Source organism: Planococcus rifietoensis (assembly GCF_001465795.2).
Lineage (GTDB): Bacteria > Bacillota > Bacilli > Bacillales_A > Planococcaceae > Planococcus > Planococcus rifietoensis.
This window is the reverse complement of the sequence record NZ_CP013659.2, coordinates 1,402,789-1,416,485: the sequence shown is the minus strand read 5'-3', so window position 1 is coordinate 1,416,485 and position 13,697 is coordinate 1,402,789. Positions and strand designations below refer to the sequence as shown.

General features: G+C 47.0%; 14 protein-coding genes. 4 read left to right on the top strand and 10 right to left on the bottom strand.

Features of this window, described 5'->3' with window-relative positions:
- Positions 1 to 77: 77 nt before the first annotated feature.
- Both AUC31_RS06950 and AUC31_RS06945 read right to left on the bottom strand, forming a co-directional pair.
- A complete protein-coding gene (locus AUC31_RS06950; RefSeq protein ID WP_058380743.1) occupies positions 78 to 740 on the bottom strand; it encodes a TVP38/TMEM64 family protein in 663 nt (220 codons plus the stop codon).
- Positions 737 to 2,620, bottom strand: coding sequence for an FAD-dependent oxidoreductase (locus tag AUC31_RS06945; protein WP_058383638.1), 1,884 nt, complete (start codon positions 2,618 to 2,620; stop codon positions 737 to 739). Before AUC31_RS06945 ends, AUC31_RS06950 begins: the two co-directional genes overlap by 4 nt.
- A gap of 187 nt (positions 2,621 to 2,807) precedes the next feature.
- Between AUC31_RS06945 and AUC31_RS06940 the strand changes: the two genes are divergently transcribed.
- The 4 genes from AUC31_RS06940 (at position 2,808) to AUC31_RS06925 (ending at position 6,459) form a co-directional block, all read left to right on the top strand.
- Positions 2,808 to 3,389 (top strand): CDP-alcohol phosphatidyltransferase family protein, encoded by a 582-nt coding sequence (locus tag AUC31_RS06940; RefSeq protein ID WP_058380744.1) that lies wholly within the window; start codon positions 2,808 to 2,810, stop codon positions 3,387 to 3,389.
- A 12-nt stretch (positions 3,390 to 3,401) separates the two neighbouring features.
- Positions 3,402 to 4,493, top strand: a complete 1,092-nt coding sequence (locus AUC31_RS06935; protein WP_058380745.1) for an FAD-dependent oxidoreductase — start codon at positions 3,402 to 3,404, stop codon at positions 4,491 to 4,493.
- 554 nt (positions 4,494 to 5,047) lie between these two features.
- Complete coding sequence (locus tag AUC31_RS06930) at positions 5,048 to 5,746, top strand: Na-translocating system protein MpsC family protein (protein ID WP_058380746.1); 699 nt, start codon at positions 5,048 to 5,050, stop codon at positions 5,744 to 5,746.
- Positions 5,747 to 5,973: 227 nt separating this feature from the next.
- On the top strand, positions 5,974 to 6,459 hold the full coding sequence (locus tag AUC31_RS06925; protein WP_058380747.1) for a DUF948 domain-containing protein: 486 nt from the start codon (positions 5,974 to 5,976) through the stop codon (positions 6,457 to 6,459).
- A gap of 70 nt (positions 6,460 to 6,529) precedes the next feature.
- Here the strand turns inward: AUC31_RS06925 and AUC31_RS06920 are convergent, their stop codons facing one another.
- The 8 genes from AUC31_RS06920 to gntK form a co-directional block, all read right to left on the bottom strand.
- The gene (locus AUC31_RS06920) at positions 6,530 to 8,374 is read right to left on the bottom strand and encodes a beta/alpha barrel domain-containing protein (protein ID WP_418054978.1); all 1,845 of its coding nucleotides are present in this window, start codon (positions 8,372 to 8,374) and stop codon (positions 6,530 to 6,532) included.
- A gap of 73 nt (positions 8,375 to 8,447) precedes the next feature.
- Positions 8,448 to 8,813 (bottom strand): cupin domain-containing protein, encoded by a 366-nt coding sequence (locus tag AUC31_RS06915; protein ID WP_058380749.1) that lies wholly within the window; start codon positions 8,811 to 8,813, stop codon positions 8,448 to 8,450.
- Positions 8,814 to 8,828: 15 nt separating this feature from the next.
- Positions 8,829 to 9,314: an NUDIX hydrolase gene (locus tag AUC31_RS06910; protein WP_058380750.1), complete on the bottom strand. Its 486-nt coding sequence runs from the start codon at positions 9,312 to 9,314 to the stop codon at positions 8,829 to 8,831.
- 44 nt (positions 9,315 to 9,358) lie between these two features.
- Positions 9,359 to 9,817 (bottom strand): VOC family protein, encoded by a 459-nt coding sequence (locus AUC31_RS06905; RefSeq protein ID WP_058380751.1) that lies wholly within the window; start codon positions 9,815 to 9,817, stop codon positions 9,359 to 9,361.
- 192 nt (positions 9,818 to 10,009) lie between these two features.
- Positions 10,010 to 10,525 carry an NUDIX domain-containing protein gene (locus AUC31_RS06895; protein ID WP_237150724.1) on the bottom strand — a complete coding sequence of 172 codons (516 nt, stop codon included), beginning with the start codon at positions 10,523 to 10,525 and terminating at the stop codon, positions 10,010 to 10,012.
- Positions 10,526 to 10,563: 38 nt separating this feature from the next.
- Complete coding sequence (locus AUC31_RS06890; protein WP_068347029.1) at positions 10,564 to 11,019, bottom strand: hypothetical protein; 456 nt, start codon at positions 11,017 to 11,019, stop codon at positions 10,564 to 10,566.
- A gap of 65 nt (positions 11,020 to 11,084) precedes the next feature.
- Positions 11,085 to 11,966, bottom strand: coding sequence for an aminoglycoside phosphotransferase family protein (locus tag AUC31_RS06885; protein WP_058380755.1), 882 nt, complete (start codon positions 11,964 to 11,966; stop codon positions 11,085 to 11,087).
- Between the two features lie 175 nt (positions 11,967 to 12,141).
- Entirely contained in the window at positions 12,142 to 13,686 is a 1,545-nt protein-coding gene (gene gntK, locus AUC31_RS06880; RefSeq protein WP_058380756.1) for a gluconokinase, read from the bottom strand.
- Positions 13,687 to 13,697 lie beyond the last annotated feature (11 nt).

Genomic DNA, 13,697 nt, shown 5'->3' with positions numbered 1-13,697 from the left:
TCCCACTTCCTAACCCTTTTATGCGGCTTCTCTGTATTTCAATCAAGCATCAGCAATGCACCTTGAGTATCACAGCATCAATTCGGCTTGCCTGGATTGCCCCCGTTTTTTCGATTCCAGCGGTTGCGAATCACAATCGGCACAACGGTCAAAACAGCGAACACAATGATTGCCGCCCCAATCACTTTTGGATTGCCGCTAACAAAGCTGCTGCCGAGAAAATTATAAGCGAAGGTTCCCGGGATGATACCGATCAAAGTCGCCAAGGCAAACGACGGGAACCGCACTTTGGCGATTGCTGCCATATAGCTGATCAAGTCGAAGTTGATGACCGGGATCAAGCGAAACAGCAGCACATACAAAAAGCCGTTCTGTTCCATTTGTCTCTGGAATTTCGCCGCATTTCCTGTCCATTCTTTTGTAACAATGCTTTTTCCTACCGACTTGGCGACCAGAAAGGACAGCATTGCACCTAAAGTCGCGCCCATAATGGTATAAAGCGTGCCCATCCAAGCACCGAAAGCCAAGCCGCCCGCAATTGACAGTACCGAGGCTGGGAAGAAAATCAGCGGCCGGATCGTGTACACGATGATATAAATTACGGGCGCCCATAATCCAAACGATAATATCCAGTTGCGGAGATCTTCCGCCTCCACATCGAAGACTGAACGGCTGAGCCAGATGACCAAGCCGATGGCTACAGCCGCCAGCAGCCATTTGGCCATGCGCTTTTTATTCATGAATTACGCGTATGTGTCGAAATGCTTGAATAACGTTTTCTCATTTCATCATAGCGCTTGCGGTTAAGCCCTTGGTCTGAATAACCGACGCGTGATGAGGAGCGGAATTCGATTTGCTGCGCTGCGTCATTAAAATAAAATTCGATGTCATCCTTGAATTTCATCAATTTAGTCGTAGCAACTGCATACACATAATTATTATTCACTTGGACAATCCGCACACCTTCATAGCCTTTCAACATGCCGATCAAGTTCTTTTTCGCTTGTTCATTGCTGCCATTATACGGCCATGCTGGAACGAATTTGTCCCGTTCAGTTGTTTGTGACGAAACGGCATTAGGCGTGGAAGGCATTTCCTTGAGACGGCCATTTTTAACGCCAAGTTTTGGCTTAGTGTTATTTTGGACCGCCATATTGGCGATGCCAAAGCCTGCCGCTGCTGCAGCACCGTACAACCCGATTTTTTTGACAGGCAACTCGCCATCTTTTGCTTTATTGAAGATTTTGACGACTGGCTGGTTCAGCAAGTTATCGACATAAACTTTCTTCCCGATTTTCACCAAGACTTCGCTGTAGGTCGGATACGGATGGATAACACTGGATAATTTACCCATATTGATGCCAAGTGTTTTCAGTGTCTGGATTTGACTGATGATTTCCCCAGCACGGTCGCCCAGGATGCTTGCCCCAAGAATATAGCCTTTTTTGTCGAGCACGATCTTCACTTTACCGATCGAACCTTGTTTCGTATTGGCACGATCGATATCCGCATAATCGTGTTCGTAGACGCGGATCGAATCGCCGTATTGTTCGCGTGCCTGCGCTTCGGACAAACCGGAGTGGCCAAGTTCAGGGTCCGTGTATGTACACCAGGTCACATTGTCGTAATTCATTTTGCGATTGATCGGCAAAATGGCATTTTGTGTCGCCGTAATGCCTTGTGCGTTCGCCATATGCGATAGTTGGTAAGGCCCGACGACATCGCCGATGGCATAGATGCCTTTAGCGGTCGTTTCCATATGCTCATCCACTTGAATGCGCTTTTTATCGTACTCGACACCGGCAGTTTCCAGGTTATAGCCCTTGACATTTGCTTGGCGGCCGAGCGCAACGAGAAGCCCTTCATTTGAAATCGCTGTTTGTTTGCCGTCTTTCTCGACTGTCAGTTCAATTTGACTGCCTTGTTGTGCAGCTTTAACTGCTGCCGCGCCTACACGAATCGTGACGCCTTCTTCGATGAGGCGCTGCTGGATCATCAACGCGAGTTCCTCGTCGTCATTGGACAAGATGCGCTCCGATTTTTCCACCAGCGTCACTTTAACGCCGAGACGGTTGAGCGCTTGGCTCATCTCGACACCAATTGGGCCTGCGCCGAGAATGGTCATCGTTTTAGGAAACGACTCCAATTTAAAGATCGATTCATTGGTCAGGTAACCCACTTCACTCAAGCCGTCGATTGGCGGTACCAATGGTGTGGAACCAGTAGAGAGAATGATTTTTTTCGCTTCAATCGTTTCCCCTTCCACTTCCAATGTCGTTGGTCCAGTAAATCTCGCATAAGCGTTGATAAAGTCGATGCCGGATTCCTTCAGCACTTCCGGTGATTCCCCGGCGTATACTTTTTGAATGACTTTTTGAATATCTTTTAATACTTCTGATGTATCGACTTTTAGCTCAGGTGAATATTTTTTGGCGTGATGGACTTCTTTCGCGATATTGATGAGCGATTTGCTCGGAATGCAGCCAGACCACGTACATTCTCCGCCTGGCAGATTTTTATCGATAAGAACGGTCTTTTTCGAAAATCCAGCAGCTGTAAAAGCGGCTGTCAGGCCTGCTGCTCCTGCCCCGATAATTGCAATATCATATTTTTTGGCCATTTCTACCAAATCCTTTCTTTCCTGAAGTAAGTACATCTTATCAAAAAGCATCAGGAACTTTCCTTTAATACCCCTCGGAATTATCGACTATTTTAAATTGACCGCCGGAACCCTAAGCTCTTTGATGGGTCCAGCCGTTCGGGTTGTTATATACTGATAACATCCTCAACAGGAAAAGGTGACATCGATGCTTGATACATATGCCAGAAAACACGTACAACCGGCAGTAGACAAGACTGCCGATTATCTATTGAAAAAAGGCTGGACGGCTGACGGGGTGACCAAGACGGCATTTGCCATTGGCTTGTCATCAGGTGTCTTCATCTACTTGAATCAGCCAGCCTTGGCACTTATCGCGCTTTGGCTATCCGGCTTCTTGGATGTGGTCGATGGGACAATGGCGAGAAAAACAAAACCGTCTCCCTGGGGCACACTGCTCGACATCAGTTTCGACCGGCTCGTGGAAATCAGCGTGATTTTAGGGCTGGCTTTTCGCTTTCCAGACTCGATGTGGGCTTTGCTGCTGCTAAGTGCATCGATCATCGTTGCCATGACCATCTTCTTGACCGTCGGGGCATTATCCGAAAAACAGGGAACGAAATCGTTCTACTACCAAGCCGGGCTTGCAGAACGGACCGAAGGCTTTATCCTGTTTACGTTAATGATCATTTTTTCTCCATATTTAACGGCGATTACGCTATTGTTTATCGCCGTACAGATTTTTACCATCTTTCAGCGCATGGCTGAGGCCAAACGGATTCTGTCGTAAGGAGTGTTCAATATGAAGATTATCGTCTTGGTTGGAGGCGGCCATGCCCATTTGCATGCGCTCTCCCAATTCGCCAAAAAACCGCGGGAAGATGTGCAACTGGTGCTCGTCTCGCCTGCGGTCTACCAATACTATTCAGGGATGTTTTCTGGATTCACGGAAGGTCTCTATGATTTGGATGAGATCCGCATCGATTTAAAACGGCTCGCCGAAAAAATCGGCTCGGCTTTCTATCAAGATGCCATCTGTGCCATCGATCCGAAATCCCGCATCCTGATAGGCCAGAGTGGCAAGGCCTATCCTTACGATGCTGTCTCTTTTGACATCGGTTCACAAACGAATAGCCCAGAAACGCTGCGAAAATACATCTCACCGATCAAGCCGAACTATCATTTTCCGGAACAATTGCTGAAATTCCGTGAATCTGCTAAGCCTGTCATTGTCGGAGGCGGCGCATCGGGCGTGGAACTGGCCTTTTCTGTACAAGCTTGGCGAAAGCGGCGACATTTCACAGCCGTTCCTCTGCTATTGAGTTCGGGTGCGCTGCTATCAGCTCAAGGAGCAACTGCTTCCAAAAAAATCGAGGCGATTGCGCGCGAAAAAGAGCTGCCGTTTTTCACGGATGTAACGATAGACGATATCGACAGAAATTCTGTGACCGCAAAAAGCGGTGCCTCCTATCCCCAATCAGATGTTCTTTGGCTGACTGGCCCGAAAAGCCCTGATTTATTCGAGCATTCAGGCATGCCAGTAGACCGCGACGGATTTTTAGCTGTCCATTCAACACTTCAATCGACCCGTTACGCCGAGGTCTTCGGTGCCGGCGATTGCATCTCGATTGACCGCTATCCGGACCTTGCAAAAAACGGGGTCTATGCGGTTCGCCAAGGACCCGTGCTGTGGGACAACCTCCTGAATTTTCTCGATGGAAATCCATTGTCTTCCTTCATTCCGCAAAAACGCTATGTCGCAATCCTCTCCACGGGCGGCGGCGAAGCTTTTTTGACTTACGGACGATGGAGCATGCACGGCAAATTCCCATGGAAACTCAAGCAGCGGATTGACAAGAAGTTCATGAAGGCTTATCAAACGATCTATAACTAAGCTCTTTTTCCCATCCACAATGGAACCTAGTTAGCAAATGAGGAAATCGATAGGCTTTCCAACATTGTTTGCAGAAACCTCCCTTTAGCCAGTTCGGGAAGCATGAGCGCTTTCCTGAATAGCGCCTTGAAATTTTTTCCCTTTCTCGCTATAATTCTTTATACAGTAGTTGAATCATCTCCCGCGACTATGAAGCGGGCTTCATAACAGTTAGTTAAATGGGATTGTAAAAATGCAGCATGGGCTGCCATATTGGAATTGCGCAGAGTATAAACCTGACAATAGAGCTGGGAATAACGCCAAAGAGAATGAATCATTCTTTTTGGCGTCTTTTTTTATTTTATATCCGTCAAGTTAAGTAGGCTGAAGGCCTGTAGAAGGTGGATTTTTCATTTCCATTTATCCAATAATGCAGCTTTTTCCGTTTAAGTTTGACTGAAATTTGAATCGGAATGAAGAACTGCAGGTAAAACCCGTTTTTCTGCGCGTTAAGAAGAGCGAGCGAAAAGCAAAGAACTAGCCGGCCGTCGCGTGCCGGGAAGGAGACAGTTATTATGCAGGAAGCAAGACCAATTCAATCAGAAGTTTCGGGCTATATTTCCAACCTACTCCGCCAGCATTTCGGAAAAGGGCCTGCTTCTGTTTACGTCACCATCAAAAGGCCATATATCACAATACATTTCAGAGGGTTTGTCAGTCCTATGGAAAAGATTTTGCTTGATCAAGAAGAGGACAAACGCGTGTTGGAAACGAGAGATTTCATGTTCAATGCCTTGAAGGCTGAAATTTTAAGTGAACTTTTGACGATTACCCAGCTGGAATTCACCGAGTTATATGCCGATTGGAACTTGGCGCTTAAAAGCGGCATATTTATCGGCGTGATGTGTGATGATCACCTCATAGATCCATTAGGGTGGCCGGAAGATGGAGAGCGTGATATTTTCCATAAACAAGTAGAACGCGTCAGTGAAGAAGCCGGGCGTATACCGGACAGCATCGAGACCTTGTGGATGAGCAATCGAACATTATTGTTGAAGCGCAGCGGCATTTTGGTGGGGATTGAGAAAGCTTTGATAGAGGGAGGCTTCTCTGAAATCCTCAAATTGACCAAACGCCCTCTTGAACGGAAACTTCTTAAAGCAGCCCCTTTGAACCACTCTCTACAGAGGAACATCGATGAAGTTTTCATGGATTGGAATTTCAGCCATGACGTCGGCTATATTGCATTTATCTTATCCGCTGATTCTCGATAACGCCAGTAAAGCAGGATCAGCAGCTTCATTGCTAAAATTTTGTCAGTGATTTATGGAGCGGAGCCGAATTTTCCTAATTGAACAAGCAAAAAGTCAATTGGCCTAGAAAATACCGGCGTTCTGCCAAAACGAATCCGCCAAGCTTGACTGTTCTCCTTGGATTTTGTGTTAAAGACTGCCTAAAACGGGTATGGCTTAATACACAAACCAAAAAGGAGGAAGTTTATATGGATCCGATTATCTGGCTTTACATAGCACTTGGTATCATTGTCCTTGGCCTGATCGTCGCCGTCGTCGGTGTCGTGATGCTGCTATCCGGCATCAAGGAGCCGATGAAAGAAATGAAAGGTTCGGCAGATAACTTGAAAGGCCGCATGGACAAGCTAATGCTTGAGACGACTCATTTGCAGCATACGACAAATGAATTGAAAGAAGACATCCAGCAGAAATCCGAGAAAGTGGCCGTCCTGGTTGATGGGGCGAAAGGAACGATCAATTCAGTCATCGACATGAATTCGGTGGTCCGCAGCATCACGTCGGGCATTTCGAAAAAAGTCGAAGACGACCCTGCCAACCGTTTCCAAGTCAACCAGTACAGCAATAACGCAGCCGGCTTGATGAAATATTTGGATAAGAAGAAAAACCAAGAATCAACAAATTCAACTTACAACCCAGAACCTGCAGCACCACATCAAGTATCGAAAAATTATTGATGACGATAAGCAGCCCTTGAGGCTGTTTTTTTATGCAAAAAAACTTGCCGGCTCATTCACCGGCAAGTTGCTATTTTATGAAAAAGAATTTTTTGGACAAGATCAATCCGCTTGCGAACAGCACTAAGGCTACATACGCCGGCAGGATATGAATAAAGCTCGTATAGCCGATTACGTAATGAATGATGATGGCCGCCCCAAACGCCGGCAGCCCGCCGAACAGGAACGTGTACCAGACCCATCGCTGCCCTTCCTGAAATCCCCATAACGCGAGCATCAACACAAGCAGCCCCACACTGATCAAGGCGCTGCCAAGCCCCGCCCGGTCATGCGCGATTACAGGAATGAGCCGTTCGTTGATGGCAGCGATTTGTTCAGGGCTCATGCAGATATAGGCGATGTCAGTTTGGACGAAAACGCCGTTCACGCCGATTGTCGAAATGACAAGCCCGGCTGCTGCGAGCGCAAATCCAAGTGCGACGAACGCCAGCTGTCCCCACAAGCTGCGTTTCCAGGCTTGGTGGTTCGTGCGGTTGCGCGAAGACGAATGTTCGCTATGGTTTTTGGATGCCTGGTAGCCTTTCCAGAAAAACGGAAGCAAAACAAGCCAAAGAATACCGTGGAGCCAGTCGAAATAACCGAATCCGATAAATAATAAAATACCGAGGAACCCTAATACCCCTGCGATGTGAATCGCGCGTTTTGCCCATTCCAAACCATGACGGACACCGTGCCTCGCCAATTGCATATAGAGAATGCCGCCGGAAACCATCGTGCCGGCGACGGTCATCCGGTCATGCTGCATGAAATGATAAATATTCGGATTGATCGCAATTAGTTCTTCTCTCGATAAATTCAAAAATGCCTCGTCATAAGGCATGAGGACGATGGTCATGCTGACAAGCATTGCCACTGCTCCGCCGAGGAACATGAACAATCCGAATAGCCAATGCCAAATCCAGCCATCGTACATAGGAGGCGCCGTTATTCGTTGATCCAGCAATCCTTCATTGATGCGCTTCGGCAAACCGGGGCCGGTCCTGACATAGCCGCTAGAGAGCATCACCAAATCCGCTCCTGCCCCGTATAAAGCCAGGGCGTCTTTCGGTTCAGCGATTCCGCCTGAGACGATGATCGGAATTGTACTGTGCTGCCGAATGGCAGACACTTGTTCAGCCAGCAGTCCAGTTTGTTCGATCGGATATTCCATGCCTTCGCCCGTGTCTATTCCCAGTTCATCGATGACGATTCCGTCTATGCATGTTTCATTAGCTGCCAGTCCCATAACAGCTGAATCGATTTCATCCGCTGAACTGGCATATAATAGCGGCTTGCTGCCGACTGCTTCCTTTAAAGACTGCCGCTGCTCCTCGCTGAACGGCTCTTCAATGACAAAAGCATCTCCATACGCGGACAGCTTGTTCAATAAAGAACGCGTTTGTTCAAAAGAACCGCTTTTCCCTAGCCGGATGAAAATCGGCTTGTCGAACGGTTTCAGCTTCTCGAGCTTCTCGATCGTTCGCTTGAGACCGGGTGATTCCAGATGGTATGGAAAAAGCAACTTATCTTTTGAGTCAATGAATTCCGGTGAACCCGCTTCCACCGGCTCCCACGACACCGGGCCGATCTCGATAAAGCCCATTCCCAAATGCCTGAATGCCTTGGTTCCGGAAAGCAAGGGATCGATTTTCCCGCTCAAGCCGACGGGGTTGGCAATCTTTAAACCAAAAATCTCCGTTTCCAGCTGCTTGGCTGGAGCCGTGTGCCCCAAGTATTCGATGAGTTTGCTTCCGCCGGGAATCGAGGCGATCCGATGCATGCCTTTATGGATAAATTCTCTCCCGGTTTTTGCCGGCAAGCGGGAAAGTGCGGGTTCAAACATCGTATGATAAGTCCAATCCGGCAAGAAAATCACGTCCTAAAATAAAGTATGCTGTTATTTTACCGCATTTTACGCAACGAAAGCGTAAATTTCATGAAAAACCCGTTTAGATCCACACATCATTTTCTGCCGTCTGCCCACTTTGAATATCGCCTGTATTGACGACGCCTTTAGGTTCAACCAGCAAGATGCTCGCTTGCGTTTTCGCAAATGGCTTGTGCTCTGTATTTTTTGGAACGACAAACATTTCGCCTGCTTTCAATTCCACTTTTCCGTCCCGGAATTCAATGGCCAGTTCTCCTTCTAACACAATGAACACTTCATCAGTTTCTTCGTGCTTATGCCAGACGAAATCCCCTTGCACTTTCACGGTTTTGAATTGATAATCATTCATTTCTGCGATGACTTTCGGCGACCATAGATCGTCGAATTTCAAAAGTTTTTCATTGAAATTGATCGGCTTGAAATTCATTGAATCCACTCCTCTCTAAGCTTTTATTGGTTCTGAAAGTGCTGCCGCTGTGTATTCAGCGATTTCCCTATTTTTATAAATGAAGCAATGTTCCAATTTCAAATCACCATTTAGCAGCGAAGGCAGATAGGCACGTAAATTAGCGGCTACTCCGCGATTGTCTTTTTGCAGGATCCAGTCGATTGACTTCCAATCCAATATGCCTTCACGGGTTCCAAGAGGCGTAGCCAAAACTTGTGTTTCCGGCAAATCCGCCATAAACAAGTACATTCCTTGACGGCTGCTTTCATTCGTGAAAAGAACATTTCCTGCATGCAGCATATCTGTCAATCGAATGCCGGTCTCTTCAAAGGTTTCCCTGATGGCACTTTCAAGCGGCGTTTCGCCGGGCTCGATTTTTCCGCCGACGCCATTCCACATGCCCATCTGCGGCGGCTTCTCCCGGTTCAGGAGCAGAATTTCATCGCCATTTCGAATCAAGCACAACGTATAGTTCAACATGTGATGCCCTCCCGTAGTTTTCTGCTTGCTCAGCTGAACATTTTCTATACGTGCTTTTGATCCCATTGTGCCAAAGACATCATGTCGAATTCTTCCTCAACCTTGAAATCTAGCGGTGCGATAAATTCCAGTGAATTGCCATCCGGGTCATGAAAATAAACTGCTGCGTGGGCATATGGCCGGTTCGGCAAGATCACTGGTTGTTCTTCCGGTGAAAAACCGAAAGCCGTTCGCCCTTCGATTCCTCTGTCAGCCAGCCAAACCTTCGCGTTGCGGATCGCTCCTATATCCACATGAAAAGCGATATGGCGAAGCGAAGGATGATATGGCGTTTCCACTTTATCCGTTTCCCATAAGCCCACCCAACTTTTCCCTTTGACAATCCAAAAGAAAGCCAGCTTTGGAGTCTCATAAGCAAGTTCCAATTCCAAACTAGTATAGAATTCAATGGAGCGTTTTAAATTCCTGACCGGTAAATGCGCTTCGTAAAGGCCTTTAATCATTGATTTGCCTCCTTTATCTTTTTTATAATGTCTATTTTCCTTAAGTCTTTTCCGTGGTTCTCGGTTCTCCTGTAGCCGTCTATAGATGATTTTGTATATATTTTTAAATAATCATCCAAACTTAAAATGATGCGAAATTCTTTATTGAAGCTTTTACAAAGACCAATAAATTCTTTATGTAAATGCTGTTCCTTATTCACTATTTGAATCTAGCTTTCGCTTACTCGCCACTGCTTCTTTTAATACCAATAGCGCTAACTCATGATCATTCATCACATACGGAACCTCTTCGGTCTCTACCCAAATGCGCGCGGTGGTCTCGAATTGACGCAAAAATAAAAAACACTTTGTAATGTCCATTCGGTAGAATAGTTGATATCCAACTTTCGGGTATTTTCCATTCTCCATAAATTCCCTATTTTCTGAGTGGTTCACTTCGATTGCACCGATATAAGTTAGCTCCCCGGCTACATATGCCTCTTCGTACACTTCACGGCGTAATGCCTGTTCAGGCACTTCCCCTTTTTCCACATGGCCGCCCGGAACATTAAATCCTCGGCCTTTTACTTGAACGAGGACCAGTTTTTCATCTAGAAAGCAGTAGCCATGAACACTGGTCGCGACGTCGCTTGCATGGAGCTGTTTATAGGGCTGCCAAGTCAGGCTCACAGTCTGGCCGTCCCAATTAACATATGTTTGATTTTCCACGTAACACTCTCCCCATTCGTTTGTATACATTATCTTTTCTATTTAGGGCTTAATTCTTCTTGCTTCACTTCTTCCGCCGTTTTCCCATCCAAGGAATACACATTGCCGACAAGCGCTTCACTTGAGGTCACTGGGAATGACCACCCGCCAACTACTTTATTTTGATGGAGATAGACGATGGTTCTTGTTTTCTTGCTGTTGTAGAGACGTTCAAGCGGGTGATTTTGTACGATTAATTCCACAGAAGTAAGCTCTTTATCTATGTATTGATTAGAATCCAAGGGCTGGACTTGCCAAATCGGCGCATAGGACGGATCCTTCAAATCTTGTTTCGTTAGAAGCAACGACTTTTCTTCTATCACGGAAATCGACGTATATCCTTGGTTTTCCAAATGAGCTTCCGCTTCCAAAACAGCGGCGCTCTTTTGTTGATTTTCATCACATGCTGCTAACAAAACCACAGCCAACAGTAAGATGTAACAAAGGGTTCTCAACAATCTCCCTCCAATCTGCTAGATTTGGCATTCGCCGATTTTTCTGGATAGCCAGCGTCTAGTCTTCATTTTTCCAGCCGATCTCCTTGCAGCATTTCTTTCAATATCCTCAAATTGGTTTCATAGAATGCAAAATTCTTCTCCAGGCCCCGCCTTTGGCTCCAGCCATTGCTGTTAAAGGCATCAATGAACCGATAAAAGGGCAAAACGGCTTGCAAATCGATCATCGGCCGGATGCTGTTATAGCCCATCTGAAAGGAGTCAGATAATGACGAATTTGTGCTGAGAAAATCACGGTGAATTTTAGTGAAATCGATTTCCGCCGAACCGAAGCGCACACTTTCAAAATCGATCATGCCGGAAACCTGGCCTTCTTCCACAATGATATTGGCTGGCCGGAAATCCATATGGACAAAACTTGGCCCGTCTGGTTCTGGAAGCTCGCCTTTCATTTGCTCAAACTTGCGCAAGCTGGCCATATATAAATCTTCCTCCAATACTTCTTTTGCATCTTCCGCGAAGCTATAAAACTGCCTTTCGATAAATTCATGCCAATTGGGAAATTCATTTTGTATGGCGCCGAGTGCTGTCTTGTTAGAAGGTTTGATTTGATGCATAGACGCTTGCATGGCACCGATTTGATATGCGATTTCCGGAGAAGCTGTTGCGGACAAAGACTTCCCTTTTAGTTCGGACAGCAGTAAAGCCCCTGGGCATTTATCGTCACCCGCCCAATGATCGAGCAGCTTTGGAATCGGGACATGGCCAGCGAGGATTTCATAAGCGGCCAGCTCGCGCTCGTATTTCACACGGGTATACGGGATTTTCAAAAAGATCGATTCGCCATTCGGCAAAGTGCATTTGTATACCGTTGAACTGAAAGAATCTTCGACTTCATTGACGGAAATCACTTGTAGATTGAATTGTTTCAACACCTGATTGAGCATGGAATTCTCCCTCCTTTATCCCAACAACCACCTGTACTTGTGAATATTAGTATATCAAAAGGCACTTTGAATTCGGTTCGTTTTCAGAACTTTTCCACAAAATAACGGTCAGCATTGTGTTAACCCTCAATCAATGCATTAAAAAAACCCGAGGCCAGTAGCCTCGGGTTTCTTGTTAATTCATATGCTTGCGCTGGAAATCGGAAATGCTCTCATATTCCTCTTTCAGTAAACGCGATAAACGGATATAAATCGGGAGCAATTCACGGTAGATATTGCTCGCTTCCGTTTCGGGGTGATGCGTATGGGTGCTGCCGATCATTTCAGAGACAATGCTAAAGTCCTCAATCTCGCCCGTAGCATACATGCCGAGGACCACGGCGCCGAGACAAGAACTTTCAAAGCTTTCCGGGATGATGACCGGTTTGTCGAAGACGTCTGCCAATAGTTGGCGCCACAACTCAGAGCGGGCAAAACCGCCGGAAGCTTGTATGCGTGCCGGCTCTCCTGTCAATTCCTCAACTGCCAGTAGCACGGTATACAAGTTGAAGACGATGCCTTCGAGTACAGCGCGGATCATATGCTGCTTCTGGTGATGGATGCTGAGGCCAAAGAACGACCCTCTGGCATTGGCATCCCAAAGCGGTGCCCGTTCCCCTGTCAAATAGGGGTGGAACAACAGCCCGTCAGCTCCTGGTTTAACCGTTGCTGCGATTTTCGTCAACACATCGTATGTATCGATCCCGAGGCGCTTCGCCGTTTCTACTTCAGATGATGCGAATTCATCGCGAAGCCATCGCAAAATGATGCCGCCGTTATTGACCGGCCCGCCGATCACCCAGTGATTTTCCGTCAATACATAACAGAAAGTCCGCTCTTTCGGGTCGGTTTTCGGCACCGGGGACACTGTACGGATGGCACCGCTCGTCCCGATGGTCACTGCAATGACTCCGGGGTCGATGGCATCGACGCCGAGATTGGCCAACACGCCGTCGCTTGCCCCGATGACAAACGGAATGTCTTCCCGGACACCCATGAACGCAGCGAACTCCGGTGCGACTCCAGTGAACTGCTCGGTCGTGGGAACGAGGCGCGGTAATTTCTCTGCCGTTACACAAGACACATCCAATGCGCCTTGGTCCCAGTCGAGCTGTTCCAAATTAAACAAGCCTGTAGCGGAAGCGATGGAATGATCTTCGACATACTCTCCGAAAAACTTATGGAAAATATAGCTCTTGATGCTAATGAACTTCGCGGTAGCTTGGCAGATTTCCGGTTTTTCATCCTGCAGCCACAAAAGTTTCGCTAATGGCGACATTGCGTGGATCGGCGTACCGGTCCGCAAGTAAATGTCATGTCCGTTCAAGTTTTCTTTGATGTGCTTCGCGTGCTTCGAGCTTCTCGTATCTGCCCAAGTGATGCTGTTGGTCAAAAGTTCTCCTTGAGCATCTACCGCAATCAGGCTGTGCATGGCCGAACTGAACGACAAGAGTTTTAATGACTCTTTGCTGATGTCGCTTTTTCTCAAGGTTTCCCGGACCGCTGTCAGGACGGCGCGAAAAATTTCTTCCGGGTCCTGTTCGGCGGTCAACTGGTTCGGCGTGTGCAAGGGATAGAAAACAGTATGGCTGTCTTTGATTTGCCCCGCTTTATTGAATAGGACAGCTTTTGTGGAAGTGGTCCCTATATCGACCCCTAAATAATAGGATTGTTCAGGCATGTTCTTCTTCC